The sequence below is a fragment of the Calothrix sp. NIES-2098 genome (assembly GCF_963875125.1).
GTDB lineage: Bacteria > Cyanobacteriota > Cyanobacteriia > Cyanobacteriales > Nostocaceae > Aulosira.
On the sequence record NZ_CAWNKJ010000001.1, the window covers coordinates 732160 to 744738 of the forward strand.

12 protein-coding genes are annotated in these 12579 nt (G+C 38.1%); 2 read left to right on the plus strand and 10 right to left on the minus strand.

Annotated features, from left to right (window positions below; translation table 11 throughout):
- Positions 1-462 precede the first annotated feature (462 nt).
- Both AACU33_RS03050 and AACU33_RS03055 read left to right on the plus strand, forming a co-directional pair.
- On the plus strand, positions 463-1476 hold the full coding sequence (locus AACU33_RS03050; RefSeq protein ID WP_096586986.1) for an IS701 family transposase: 1014 nt from the start codon (positions 463-465) through the stop codon (positions 1474-1476).
- A gap of 331 nt (positions 1477-1807) precedes the next feature.
- Positions 1808-2632, plus strand: a complete 825-nt coding sequence (locus tag AACU33_RS03055; RefSeq protein ID WP_096586987.1) for a hypothetical protein — start codon at positions 1808-1810, stop codon at positions 2630-2632.
- A gap of 152 nt (positions 2633-2784) precedes the next feature.
- Here the strand turns inward: AACU33_RS03055 and AACU33_RS03060 are convergent, their stop codons facing one another.
- The 10 genes from AACU33_RS03060 to cas10 are packed head-to-tail and all read right to left on the minus strand — an operon-like array spanning position 2785 to position 12148.
- Positions 2785-3225, minus strand: coding sequence for a hypothetical protein (locus AACU33_RS03060; protein WP_096586988.1), 441 nt, complete (start codon positions 3223-3225; stop codon positions 2785-2787).
- Positions 3225-4307: an RAMP superfamily CRISPR-associated protein gene (locus tag AACU33_RS03065; protein ID WP_096586989.1), complete on the minus strand. Its 1083-nt coding sequence runs from the start codon at positions 4305-4307 to the stop codon at positions 3225-3227. The genes AACU33_RS03060 and AACU33_RS03065 overlap by 1 nt, the downstream gene beginning before the upstream one ends.
- A 51-nt stretch (positions 4308-4358) precedes the next feature.
- Entirely contained in the window at positions 4359-4838 is a 480-nt protein-coding gene (locus AACU33_RS03070) for a hypothetical protein (RefSeq protein ID WP_096586990.1), read from the minus strand.
- A complete protein-coding gene (locus AACU33_RS03075) occupies positions 4826-5794 on the minus strand; it encodes an RAMP superfamily CRISPR-associated protein (RefSeq protein WP_096586991.1) in 969 nt (322 codons plus the stop codon). Before AACU33_RS03075 ends, AACU33_RS03070 begins: the two co-directional genes overlap by 13 nt.
- Before the next feature lie 30 nt (positions 5795-5824).
- A complete protein-coding gene (locus AACU33_RS03080) occupies positions 5825-6445 on the minus strand; it encodes a hypothetical protein (RefSeq protein ID WP_096586992.1) in 621 nt (206 codons plus the stop codon).
- 10 nt (positions 6446-6455) lie between these two features.
- A complete protein-coding gene (gene csx7 / locus AACU33_RS03085) occupies positions 6456-7343 on the minus strand; it encodes a type III CRISPR-associated RAMP protein Csx7 (RefSeq protein ID WP_096586993.1) in 888 nt (295 codons plus the stop codon).
- Between the two features lie 5 nt (positions 7344-7348).
- Positions 7349-7762 carry a hypothetical protein gene (locus AACU33_RS03090; RefSeq protein ID WP_096586994.1) on the minus strand — a complete coding sequence of 138 codons (414 nt, stop codon included), beginning with the start codon at positions 7760-7762 and terminating at the stop codon, positions 7349-7351.
- Positions 7759-9045 carry a type III-D CRISPR-associated RAMP protein Csx10 gene (gene csx10, locus AACU33_RS03095; protein ID WP_096586995.1) on the minus strand — a complete coding sequence of 429 codons (1287 nt, stop codon included), beginning with the start codon at positions 9043-9045 and terminating at the stop codon, positions 7759-7761. Before csx10 ends, AACU33_RS03090 begins: the two co-directional genes overlap by 4 nt.
- The gene (locus AACU33_RS03100; protein ID WP_096586996.1) at positions 9042-9764 is read right to left on the minus strand and encodes an RAMP superfamily CRISPR-associated protein; all 723 of its coding nucleotides are present in this window, start codon (positions 9762-9764) and stop codon (positions 9042-9044) included. The genes csx10 and AACU33_RS03100 overlap by 4 nt, the downstream gene beginning before the upstream one ends.
- Entirely contained in the window at positions 9761-12148 is a 2388-nt protein-coding gene (gene cas10, locus AACU33_RS03105; RefSeq protein WP_096586997.1) for a type III-B CRISPR-associated protein Cas10/Cmr2, read from the minus strand. Before cas10 ends, AACU33_RS03100 begins: the two co-directional genes overlap by 4 nt.
- Between the last annotated feature and the right edge of the window lie 431 nt (positions 12149-12579).

The following is a 12579-nucleotide window of genomic DNA, read 5'->3' on the forward strand; positions in this document are numbered from 1 at the left end:
ATCTAATATTTGGTTATTTATTTAAACTAATTCGCTGTAATACAGCATAAGTTTAAGTTGAATATTACTAGAAACAAATCCTTCTAAGTGATGATTATTCAAATAAATGCTTTCAATATTTATAGTAATCTGTAGAGCAATAATATAGCCTGCAATAGGATTATTTAGCAATAAATCAATTAAATAGAGATTTGACTGGTAATTTTTCAAAATCAGAGGTAAAAATGCCTATTCGCGCAGCGTCTGGTTCGATGTTGGGCGTATTTCATAGAAGACCCTTAGAGTAGTTCAGGACTTACGCAACTGGCACAATGCGATCGTTAGTTCATAGTACATATGTATTAATTAAATCTGATTTTGAAAGCTTTGCCTTCGTAATAGAAGTCGCTGTCTTGGAAGTACTATCGAAATATTCGTGAGAAAATAGGTAGAGGTTATATTAGATAAATTTCGCTAAGGGTAATGAGATTTACTAAGCTTAATTACTGCCAATATTTATTAAGTAGTCAAATTAATTATACAATTACCAATTTGGCAGAGCATTTAGAGAGTATTAGTCATGACGCAATTAACTATTATTTGAAAACCGAAAAATTAACACCTCGTTTACTATGGGATAACGTGAAAGAGGTCGTTGAGTCTGATGAAAATGGTTACATCATATTTGATGATAGCGTTTTAGATAAAAAGTATTCTGAAGAAATAGAAATAGTCAGAAGACAATATAGTGGTAATGAGCATGGTGTCCTGAAAGGCATTGGTGTAGTTAGCTGCGTGTATGTCAACCCTACACTTCAAAGATTTTGGGTCATAGATTATCGAATTTTTAATCCTGATGTCGATGGGAAAACCAAGATAGACCATGTGAAAGATATGCTCCAAAACCTTGTGTATCATAAGCTTTTACCATTTGATACTGTTTTGATGGATACATGGTATGCGGTACACAGTTTAATGCTATATATTGATAGCTTAGACAAAATTTATTATTGCCCTTTAAAAAATAATCGTTTAGTTGATGATACATTTGGTCAAGAAAAATATAAACGGATTGAATTATTAGAATGGAACCAAGAAGAATTAGACTGTGGTAAAATCATAAAAATTAAAGGATTCCCAGCTAATAAAAAAGTGAAACTATTCCGGGTTACTGTTTCTACCAACAGAACGGATTATGTCGCCACTAACGATTTATCTCAAAGTTCCACGGATGTTGTACAACAGGTGTGTAAAATTCGTTGGAAAATAGAGGAGTTTCACAGGGAAATTAAACAACTAACTGGCATTGAATCTTGCCAGTGTCGGAAAGCTAGACTCCAAAGAAATCATATTGCTTGTGCAATGTTGGTTTGGGTTAGGTTAAAGAATTTAGCCTATAGAACTGGCAAAACTATCTATCAAATCAAGCATAACTTGCTTTCTAATTATTTAATTCAGCAACTGAAGCGCCCAAGTATTTTTATGTACTTGGTTTGATTTATATTGTCGCGTGTCAGGGCTGTGCCCTGCCTGCTATTTGTGCCAATTGCGTAAGTCCTATAGTTACGTAACTTTCTCTGCGAGGAAGCAAGCTACACGTTAGCGATTTGTTCCATAGTCCCCTTGCGGGGAATGGGTAGGAAGTCACAGTATGTACCATCAACATTGCTTTACTGGTGGACAAATCATGTTTCCATCCCCTTGCGGGGTAAAGGAGTAAATAAATCTTTGCCTACATTGGTTTTGACAGCATCACAACCATGTTTTCATTATATGCATTAGTACTATTATCATTGTGGACAAGCACTAAAACTTATAATGAAAATTTATGGATTGGCTACCCTTATTTGATCCATCTCAATTGGGTGATTTTTTATTTGCCCAAACTCCTGCGCCTTCTCCAAGTCCTTTACCAATACCCACGCCTGCAAGAACGCTAGATGTTGAGCTACTCAAAAGCCAATTAGAGTTTCTGAAAGATGCTAATACCCGTCTTGGTGAGAGCTTTAATAAGTTTGTTGGAGCAATGCAATTCACTCTGGTTGTTTTTGCTTTTTTAGGAGCAGTGTTAGCCTTTATTTTTGGTAAGAATTTGGATGATGCCAAGAAGGTAGCTAGTGATATGATTCGCCAAGAGGTTAACAATAATCTGGCTAATTTAGTCAAAGCAGAAGTCGAAAATATCAAGCGGACTTTACAGCGAGAGAGAGTAATTGGTTTGACTATTGTTGAATATTATTTACCGTCTACTGGTTTGGAAACCAAAGAATTTAAGCTACTCAAGCAAAGAGGTTTCCAAAAAGTCAGGTTTTGGAATGAAAAGTCAAAACCTAAAAACCAATTAGGGGGTGTTTTGGTTCTGGATTTGGTAAATTCTAATCTATTATCTGGACAGGATTTTACGAGAATGTCGGAAGCAGAAGCAGCGAATAAGAAGGAAGAAAAAGTTAAGGAGCAAATCGATTTAGTTTTAAAAATTTTGCCACCAGCTACAGTTTTAGTAGTTTATGTTAATCCTGGTAAACAACGCATCAAAGCAATTGATGATTTAGCATCGCAGGTGGAATATTATGCTTCAGCAAATGCACCTGTGACGTTGATGGGAATTGTGACTGATTCTGCTTATGTTGCTTATGGAGATAAAGTTATTTGAAACTAATAATTAATAAATGTAGGATGTGTCTAGCCTAAAGTTGTGCATTAAATTTTTATCTTAAAAAGCGCTAAAGCGCAACTACGAACCTTTTTTATTGCAACATTTTAGTTTAGACAAGCCACTACCTTTAATTTTTCTGGCTTTCCGCTTCATTTTCTATGAGGTTGAGGGCGTTCTGTATTTTTCGGTCTTGCTAAAGCTTGGACAGATTTTACATCAATTGAACGATCGCCTTGTAAATCGGGAACGCCTACTTTCCGATAATAGCGCATTAAACGTTTCGTCCATCCTAAAATTTGAATCATTAATAAGGCATCATGTTTATAAGGTTGTAGCTGTTGGCAAGCTGCGGCAATACTTTCGTAGTATTCCACAGTCTTATTACTATGACTGATATATTCACCATTTTTAACTAAAATGCTGAGATACTTAAAGAATTTTGCACCTGCTTTTGGCTGTTCGCTATTAGCGCGTAAATAAGCGATCGCTTTATCTAATTCGTTTACATCTGTCTTATCTAGTACTAGCGATTGAGCAATTTCATGAGCTACTTTCCAGTGTTCATCCTGCAAGTTATTGGGAATTGCCATTAGTACATACCCTCTGGTGCTTGGCGATTGGTAGGATATTTCAATATCTCAGTTAATTGTTGCAATTGTTCTGGTTGTACTAACTTGGTTTCGTGGGCTTTTTTGATGGCATTTCGTTTAAAATTTTCTAACTTTTCGCCAGTTAATTGGTTGGTTTCTGGTTGAAAAGATAAATAGCGATCGCACATATTAGTAGGTTGTTCAATTGCAGTGACATCTACTGTCATTGTTCCCATACCTATGGGTTTACCGCTACCTACTTTTAAGGCAATTGGATGTTTTGGTGTATCTTGACCTAGTACTATTAATAAAGTGCCGAGTTCAGCAGCAGATAAATTCATAAAATACAAATCAGTTGTAAATGTATACTGATTACCTGCTTGTTGAGTTTCAATACCGCGATTTCCACCTTCAATTGCTTGTAATGCATGGTAATAAAACTTGCGTCCGCGCACCTTACCATGATTCCCAAAATATTCGGAATTGAGGTGCTTTTGTTTGGTGATTTTATTATATGGTTCGGGTTGGGGTTGATATAGTGAAGGGATAAACTTAACTCTAAATTTCGTAGTTTCACAGATAGCATCTGTAAAGCGAATTAATCCTTGCCAATTCATAGCACCAAAAACTTGACAAGCGGGACAGATTTCTATTCTATTTTTGGCTTGATTAATTTGACATTCTTGATATTTATCCGGAACCCAATTTTGTCTTTTAGTTTCTGGTGTTACCTTGCATAAACAGCTTTGGGTAATAGCTTCATAAGCAGAACGTACCACACCTTTAAAAGAACTTCCCGGAATAATTAAGCGCCTGTCTCGTCGTACCGCAGTTTTAATTAAGTCAGGACTATTTTTATTTAAACCAAGTATATCGATACCCAGTGCGATCGCACCTGATGCGACAACAGTATTAGTTTGCACTGTTAAGCGCAATGATATTTTCCCACTTAAACGGTCTTGGCGAAAACGTTCTTGTCCGGCTGGACGTTGGCGGTTTGGTGGTTGGCTGGGGAGAGCAACTAACTTATAAGGTTTGGGGCTAATTGCTTGCTGTGAAGGATTTGAGGGAGTGCGCGTCATAAATTAAGTCAAAAGTCAAAAGAATAACGGTTATTGAGTTTCTGCGTTTAATTACTTGGGTATGGTAAGGGCGACAAAATGTACTGTTGCAGTGGTGGAGTCTCTAAAATAACGTTGGGCAATTTTAACGTCGTCAGATGTAAAGCCTTGGGGAAAGCGAGAGTCTGTAGCAGAATACTGATGTGCATTGCGATCCAAAACTTCCCAATTTTCACCAACAGGTTCAAATCCTGGCTCAAGTTTTAGGGTGGTGAGGAGTAAGACTTTATATAATTCACCCTGTTTTTTCCAACGCAGTTCTAGGTGATGATTGAATAATTGCCCTTCTGGACTGGGAAATTGTTGTGATGGATGATTTAGTAAGCGATCGCAAATATCTTCTTTTAATGATTCTATTTCAGAACGTCGTCGCCAAAAACCGCTAACTCGGTTTGTCCAGCGCAGAAAGTAGCAGCTATCTGGGGTAGAAAGTTTTTCCAAAAGTTTAATTAACTCTGTGGCGGATTTTTGATGAACGCCTACGAAGCACATGCTGTTCCCCCCTGGCGCACAAGTTCACTCCAAGCGCGAACAGCCCTCATAAATAAGTCTTTTACGCCTGTTTCGCTATCACCTACCCAACTCAGTTGTACGCCAAAACCAAAAGCCATTTCTTCAGCAGCAATTGGGGTTTGTTGCTCATCTGGAATGGGGAATCCATAGGGATTTGCATTCTCTGTTCTTAAAAACTCGCCAGCACCTAATAAAGAAGTATGGGGCCAAGATTGCTGAGTACCAAACTGGTGAATGCGTTTATCTTGAAGTTCGCAGCCAGGATATTGAATTGTGGCTGAGTGGTATTGCACTTTCACGGAACCTAAACCGCGAGATTTAGCGAAGCCAATTGCAAACCAACCATCATTTAAATCGCGCAGTACTAAACCTATTAAGCCTAACTGTGCTAAACAGAAGTTTTTTAAGTGGATTTTGGTACGAAATTCGCCAGATGTACAAACTTGGTAGTCAAAAGGCCCAACGGCGACAGAACCGAAAACTCTATCTATAGCTACACCATTACGTTCTTCAATTTTTAGCGGTTGGGATTTGTCGGGATAAGCATCTTCAATTCTCAAACGGCTGGCGATTTCGGTACTACCAAATATTTGATCGGTAAACGAAGATTGTTGATAAATTTGTGGAGGAGTTAAGTTTTGATTTTTGAGATATTCATATTCATTTTGTTTTAAAGGATTACTAGCCCAAAGCTTTGCATCATTCCTGCTATCGCTACCTACTGTTCTGACAATTCTTTCTGCATGAGCGCGAATTGCACCTTTAAGAGAACTACCAGGAAGATAAATAGAACGTCCGCCAGTATGGTAGGTTTCAACAAACTCCATTTGCGGTTTTGTAGGGTCTGCTCCTTCTTTACCTGATTTAATCAAAATGGGGCCATCAGGAATCAAACTTAGTTCTATAATGCAATGATTTACTAATCGTTTATGCATGAATAATTATTTTGAGATAAATTTAGTATATTAAGCAGCTATCAAAGTATTTAGCTGTAATTCACATTGTTGAAAGACATAATTTACAGCAGCAAATAATTTTTCTAGCTCATAAATCGAATAAGGCAGAATATTTCTTGTAAATGTATCAGATTCGAGTTTACCAAACTGCCATGTTACTCCATTAGAGACAATGCCAAATATAACTATCTGCAACTCTCCATTCAGTCTTTGAGCAGCAATCATTTCTGCCAGACATTGTGACCAACCTGTTTCAAAATTATCTTGCTTTGCTTCTACTAAAATGAAGTATGGCTTATCGAATACTACTTTCCCTAAAGGCGATTTCTTCGCTAAAATGTACTCAGGAAATCCCGATAATTTCTCGTCATAATTTAATGACTGATGACTCCAAAGAATAAACTTAGTACGATATAATTTCCAAACTTCTTTAAGAACTGGGTAAATTAGATTCTCACAGATAGCAAATTCAGAATTATCAACCACGCCATCCCGCATCATGGTTTCTAAGTCCTCGCGGAAGTAATCAGCAATATTAAAGGCGACTTCACCAATAAAATTTGCTTCTGTATAGATAACCTGAAATGCTTTGAGGACTTCACCAATAGTTTTGTAATTACTGAACGCCATATTGACCTCATCAAGTAATTTGTTCGGTTGCGGTGGGAGAACTATGATTAATATTTGCTCTTAAATAATCAATGAGAGCTTTTGTCCAATTCTGCTTATGTGATTCTAACTGTTCTTGGTTGCACTTATAATGGTCTTTTTCTCCATTGACTAACCTTTGTAGGTAAATTAACAATTGTTCTGGATTGTTATCTGGGTATTCAAACCACCACATCTTATTAATATCTAGTTTAACAACACCCAAACCGCGCGATCGCCCTCCACCTAGAGGTATTTGTTCTGTTTCAAATTGATGTAACCCAATCATCAATAAACCTAATTCATGAGGTTCAGCATTCTCTACAACGGCGCGGAATTCAAAAGGTGTTCCCGCCGGAACAACTTGAAAATCATATAATTTTCCATCCCCTGCTGTTTCCGTATCGCGTTCAATTGCTACGCCATCTCTTTCTTGATATTGTCCAAACCAGCTATCAGGTAATACTGTTAAATCTCGAACTTGGAATTTACTTGCTAACCAAGGCGAACCAAATAAAAAGGAAACTAAGTCAGTACGATCAAGAATAAATTGATGTAATTGTTCTTCTTTCGCCTGATTTGCAAGATTATTGATACTATTTTTAAACTCAGACATTCTATCAGGAGGAATTGACCATTCTGATTCTAAAGCTGGATTTGCAGCAAATTTTGGATCGATTCCTCGCAAGAAACTTTCTAAACGCGATCGCAAGGCTCCTTTAAAGCTTGCGCCTGGAATTAAAGGCCTACCTAAAGCGTCTTTGATGACGGGTAAATCTGCACCAATTGGCTCAGTTGAACGTCCGGCGCTAATTCTTAAAGCCGTGACAGTTGTGAGTGTTCCTGTTATTTCTAAACGATTTCTAAAAACATCAAACATAATAATTAAGATTGACCTTTACGTTTATAAACTAGATAACGCGAACCGTAACCAAGATAGCGACGAGTCAGTTCTAATAAAATATGATTCAAATTTTCGCTTTTAGCTTCTTGAGCTATTTTTTTAGAAAGATTATTAATTAAATTATCAATATCTTGAATTATTTGTTCCGCTAGGGATTCTTTACCTTTACCCCATTTTTCATCACGTCCTACTTGATAACGAATAAAGTTTTTAATTACTTCTGTACTTTCTGTTGTGTCGGAAACTCGTACTAAATTACGAAATTGAGATTCTTCTAACTCGCCATATTTACTATTATCTAAAGCTTTTTGAATAGCTATGACTAAATCATCTTCGGCTTGGCGGATTCCTTGCTGAATTTTCAGTTCCTTTTTTTGTTCAGACCAATCACTCATACTGCATTCTCCCAAAATACTTGATGAAATTCGTGACAAACTTGCACCTGTCCATAACCTTCGCAAGTGCGATCGCCTATTCCTCTCTGTTCTAATTTAGCTAATGCTTCTAGCCAAGGTTGTGGCTGAGTGGTGCTAAACAAATAAACTGCGCCTTGATTTGTCACTAGTTCTACATCCTTCATCAAACCCCAAGCTGCATTCCACCCAGAACGGTAATCATAGCTGCTGTATGCTACATGGAGTTTTAAGTTATCATCAACTTCAGCATCAATCCCAGCAATTTCTTTGAGCATATTTGCAGAAATAACTGTAGTTCTGCGCCAGTCTTCAGTAAGAATTGCATCAGATTGGAGGTCAAGCGTAAAATATGTTTTATTTTCTAATGGATTATTTTCGAGTTTGCCGAATGCTTCTTGCCAATCTTGCAAACGATTTTTAATAGCTTGGTTAAATTTATTAATTCTTGTAGAAATATCATCTATATATTTAACAGGTTTAGCTTGAATTTCTACCTTACCTAAACCCCTAGAAATAGAACCACCAAGACGAAAAATTTGCGAATTATTATTGATAAAAGTAGCTAATTTATCAGCTAAAGTATCATCTTCAACTACAACATAACTGCGGTAAACAAAATCTTCCCATTCCACAACACTAGACTTTCTATTTTTCGGAAAAGACTCATTCAAAACTGCAATGCTGTAAAGAATATCTTCAGCAGAAGTGGCGCGGCGGCGATTGATTCCAACGCGGGTAAGAAAGCGACTGCTGGCGCTATGACTGTAATATTTACCATTTTCTTGACTGTAGAAACCACTGTATGTTTCTACTCGTGCATCTGTCTTTTCGTCTAATGCTCCAACACTGCTAGGATCGTAGGGTTGATGATATTGTTCTGACCAAAACCAATCAATTAAAGTATCAAATACACCATGTTTCGGTTTAAAGCCGGGATTGGTTTTAGAACTAACGGCGGTAGCAGGTAAAACTTGGATCTCGTTAGTTACAAATTTATAGTCATCACCATCTTTGGCAATAGCGGGATAAGCATTTTGAAAAATAGCAGAACGATCGCCTAAAAATAAAGTCTGAAATTCGCCACCATTTTGTTCTAAATTAGCGAACTGCTGATGAGATTTTTGCAGAATTTGAGAAGCGATCGCACCTCGTATGACTACACCTGGTATATATTCTTCAACTTCATTAACAGAACCTCCGGGTTTTTGCGTACCTAATGCCAGAGGCGATCGCACTTTGATATTTAACTCAATACGCTTCATAAATTTGCCTTCTTTGCCTTTAAACCTAACCAAGCTGCATCAGTTGCAGACATTTGCGGCAAGTCTTTCCATGTCAGCCAACCCAAACCAGCAGATTTACTCCCACCCAAAGCATGAATATGATGTAACGCCGCTAATATCAACGGTTTAGCATATTCAGGACAGTTAGGTTTCAGCAGGTGAATCTCACCCTCAAATTCTAATTGTGCATTTGCTGGAGAAGTTTCGAGCAAGTATAATTTTCTCTCTTCCGCAGTGCGACGCTTACGGTTGATGGTAACACCTGGCCTGAGAACTTCCGGTAATTCTTCTTCTGGAACTTTGCAGATTAAATCGTCCACAATCACCCGCGATGGTAAAAAGGGATCGCCAAATATTTGCGAAACCAAGCAGTGATATCCCCGGTAGCCTTCGACTGTATAATCTTGCCGTAAATGACTCCGATCTTCGTTAACTTCTAAAGGAGACAATGTTTCTGCTGCTGGAGATTCAAAGATTTGCCAACCTAAACCCCTAGCCAGCTTTTCGCACTCATGGCGTAGTCTCCCTTTAAGTTGAGAAGCTGGAATTATGAGTTGTTTTTGAGCATTCCGCACAATTGGCTTATCTGCTAACGATCCAGAGGAACCACCTGCACCCACACATAAAGCGGTATCAATTACAGCTGTTAAGCTTATCGTTTCTGGCTGAACTTGAGAAAGCCTATCGAGGTGAATCATGCACCTACTCTCCTTTCATCCTTTTTCCCTGTCCCTTGATTTCCCTGGTTTTCGTCTTTTTCTTCAGCAATAAAGGGATACAAGTCTACCAGTTCTCGCCAAATGGTTTCGTAGGTCATTTTATCCTGATTTTCACTGTCTTCAGTATGCTCTTTTAAAGACATCCAAGGAGCGAGATTACCTGTATTTTGGGGATTTTTAGGCTGACACCAAGCATCCTCAAATACTGTTTTGAGTTCATCTTGTCCTTGCTTCAGTCGAACTCGGAAGTAACGATAATTGAGAATCGCTGTATTTTTTCCTCGTTCTAAGAGACTGCGAACTTGATAAAGTTGCGATCGCGGAAATTCTACTTTTTTCAGTGCTTTAACTGTCTCTAATAATCCGCCTAGTTCGTGCAGAGTGTAGGGGGAAGCATAAAGTTTGAGTTTGGGTAGTCCTGTCTTAGCTTTGGTTAATCCCTGTTGGCGGAATTCTTCGATGTTAGAAGAAATCATCGTTACTGCTTTCATCACCAAAAAGTCAACAGTTCCACCATAGTAGTTATAATCCCGCTTTAGATCCTTGGCTCGTTTCTTAGCAGATTTGAGTAATTGACTGGTAAGTTTTTCTGCATAGTAAATCGGCGTATCTTCTGCGGTAATCAACAATCCAGTTGACATACTCAACTTACATTGCTGCGTTTCGGGTAGTTGTTTTTGGTAACGATGCACCAACTTGGGATTATAAGGCTTTTCTCCAAGTGTTTCTAATTGATAGCGATCGCCTTTTTCTAAAAGCAAGTTTTCAAATTCGTCACCAATAGTTTTGGCTACAGCTAAAGCTTTATCAGCTGGCACAATCAGCAATACATCATCTCCGCCAATCGTGATAATTTCAAAAGGATGAATCCAGCGTTCATTGCGGTTTTCGTTATCTGGATCGGTGAGATGATTCAGTCGATGCGCTTGCAGATGTTTTGCTAAGGCTTTGTATACAGATTGTTGAGTAGCATCTAAAATATCGTTGCTAAATTCTCTATATTGTTGTGGCGTTTTGATTTGCTTGCGGATGTAGCCACCCATATTATTACCATCAGCGTAAATATAGGCAACAAAACCCGCAGGACTGCTAGCATTACCAATTTCTCTGAGCGATCGCGCTTCTTCTGGCTTACTATAAATGGTCTTGTTATTGTCTATAATCTGTCCGTTTTGTTGCTGAGTTAAAAACTTTTGATATTCTGCAATATAACTATCCGCCAATAACTTGTTTTCCGGCTTTTGCAAAAATTCTTCAAACTCATTACACCAACTGGGAATCCGAATACCAATTGGTTGCCAACCGAGATTAAGATTGGTAAACCACTGTGAGTTATCTTTGAACCTGCCTAATTTACCAATATCGCCGACAATGCGCTTACGTGCTAAAGCTTCCGAAAATCGGGGATTATTTGGTAATTCGGTAACTCTTGCAATTAAAGAACGGCGATCGCTTTCATCTCGTTGTATGTAAGGATGAGTTTCAAACATCGGTGGGTAACAACGGCTGGGACGTTTATCACCAGGTAAATCGTTACCATTCCGACGTTGATTGAACAGATTAGCTAGTTTCCCCACCAGTTCGCTAAAGTTTTTGCGATCGCGAAATTTTTCTTTTGGATCAGTAACATCAGGTAAGTCAAAATAAGCCTTAATGATAGCCTTGTCTTGTTTTTCTAGATATTCCTCTAACCATAAAGTCTTTTCAATGGGATTTTTTAGCAATCCAAAGCGCAGTTCTAGCAATCTAAAAGTATCACCAACAGCACAGGAATTTGCGGTTAAAGTTTCGTGAGTATAGCGTTTTTCAATCGCATTCGCCAATTTGTCAACAAATGCAGCCGGACAGAATGCCAGAATACTGCCACCTGTAGAATAAATAATGAGTTCAGGGATTAAGGCTTTTCGTAAATCCGCAAATTGATTATCATCTAGCCAGCGTTCAACGGTAACTGATTTTGCAACTTCACCACCAAAAAACGCAGGTAAATCAACCAAGTTAATCCGGTCTAGTAAAGCTGATGCGCCACGAATATCAGGAAGTTTGGCGGCTTCAAAAACATACTGTTTAATTTTGGTAGCACCACCATACACTAAGCCTATAGGTGTTTGTTGTTCCCAAAGGTCAGAATAATCTTGTTGTAACTTTTGCAGCGTCTCTGGAAAGTATTTCTCCGGTATCTCGTAGAGTCGCCGTGCTTGGTCAACAAAAGATTTTAGCTGTGCTGGTTCCTCTTTTCCCATGCTGATAGCTTGTCGCATTTGCTGTAACTGGCTTAGTTCATCAGCATCAAGCTGTTCCTTGTCACCCCAGGCCAGACACCAGGCGATCGCAGTGATAATTCGCTTACGAGAGTCATTCATGATGGCATTGAATCAACGCAGATAGTAGCCAGCAGATAAGCTGAAGTGACAAATAATATCTTGAAATACTTAAGTGCTTACACGTTCTAATAATTACTATCTGGAAACTCACAAAAAAGCAAGATACTTATTTTACGCTGCTACTTAAATTTGAGCGTCACAACACAGCAAAATCAGGATATTAGCGCTTTTATTAGTTAATTTGTCACTTTTTAATTCTTCACAATCGCTGGGTTGACTAGCTCAGATAATTTAGCTAAGTTATCTTTGTTGCAAAATTTGAGCTAGCTATTTAAGTGCTTTCTCTATAGTTCCAAAACCAGAACCTTGAAAATTCAATAAATACAGTAGTTTTCTTGGGTAGGTTTCCATACTACCCAGGAATAAAAAATCGATTATGCGGCCGATTCGGCAAATCGCTGAAAAGCTTA

Coding starts and splice junctions, on each gene's coding strand:
- AACU33_RS03050 (WP_096586986.1), top strand. CDS start 463: ATGAGATTTACTAAGCTTAATTACTGCCAATATTTATTAAGTAGTCAA.
- AACU33_RS03055 (WP_096586987.1), top strand. CDS start 1,808: ATGGATTGGCTACCCTTATTTGATCCATCTCAATTGGGTGATTTTTTA.
- AACU33_RS03060 (WP_096586988.1), bottom strand. CDS start 3,225: ATGGCAATTCCCAATAACTTGCAGGATGAACACTGGAAAGTAGCTCAT.
- AACU33_RS03065 (WP_096586989.1), bottom strand. CDS start 4,307: ATGACGCGCACTCCCTCAAATCCTTCACAGCAAGCAATTAGCCCCAAA.
- AACU33_RS03070 (WP_096586990.1), bottom strand. CDS start 4,838: ATGTGCTTCGTAGGCGTTCATCAAAAATCCGCCACAGAGTTAATTAAA.
- AACU33_RS03075 (WP_096586991.1), bottom strand. CDS start 5,794: ATGCATAAACGATTAGTAAATCATTGCATTATAGAACTAAGTTTGATT.
- AACU33_RS03080 (WP_096586992.1), bottom strand. CDS start 6,445: ATGGCGTTCAGTAATTACAAAACTATTGGTGAAGTCCTCAAAGCATTT.
- csx7 (WP_096586993.1), bottom strand. CDS start 7,343: ATGTTTGATGTTTTTAGAAATCGTTTAGAAATAACAGGAACACTCACA.
- AACU33_RS03090 (WP_096586994.1), bottom strand. CDS start 7,762: ATGAGTGATTGGTCTGAACAAAAAAAGGAACTGAAAATTCAGCAAGGA.
- csx10 (WP_096586995.1), bottom strand. CDS start 9,045: ATGAAGCGTATTGAGTTAAATATCAAAGTGCGATCGCCTCTGGCATTA.
- AACU33_RS03100 (WP_096586996.1), bottom strand. CDS start 9,764: ATGATTCACCTCGATAGGCTTTCTCAAGTTCAGCCAGAAACGATAAGC.
- cas10 (WP_096586997.1), bottom strand. CDS start 12,148: ATGAATGACTCTCGTAAGCGAATTATCACTGCGATCGCCTGGTGTCTG.